The sequence below is a fragment of the Pseudomonas sp. SIMBA_068 genome (genome assembly GCF_046534705.1).
GTDB classification, from domain to species: Bacteria; Pseudomonadota; Gammaproteobacteria; order Pseudomonadales; family Pseudomonadaceae; genus Aquipseudomonas; species Aquipseudomonas putida.
In genome coordinates, this window is sequence record NZ_JAWRYI010001162.1 from 1 (window position 1) to 251 (window position 251).

1 pseudogene is annotated in these 251 nt (G+C 45.8%); it reads left to right on the top strand.

Annotation, left to right across the window (positions count from 1 at the left end):
* Nucleotides 1–251, top strand: a pseudogene (locus tag SB756_RS33185) (hypothetical protein); the annotation flags it as partial.

Here is a 251-nt window from a genome sequence, read left to right on the forward strand (position 1 = left end):
GTAACAACCTCACCGTCAGCTTCGGCCAGCCCACCATCAAACAGGTGCTGCACTACCGAAAAATGTATGACAAAAAGCCGTTTCCGGATGCGGAGATTTATTATTACGACAACGGTACCTATAAAATCATTTCTCAGGGCGAAAACCACTACGGTGTTTACGTCATGCAGGGCAAGTTTGATGATGAAACTTTCACGGTGCGTTTTATCTCTCTGCCTTCTGCTGACTGGGGCAATAAAACGGCTTTTCAT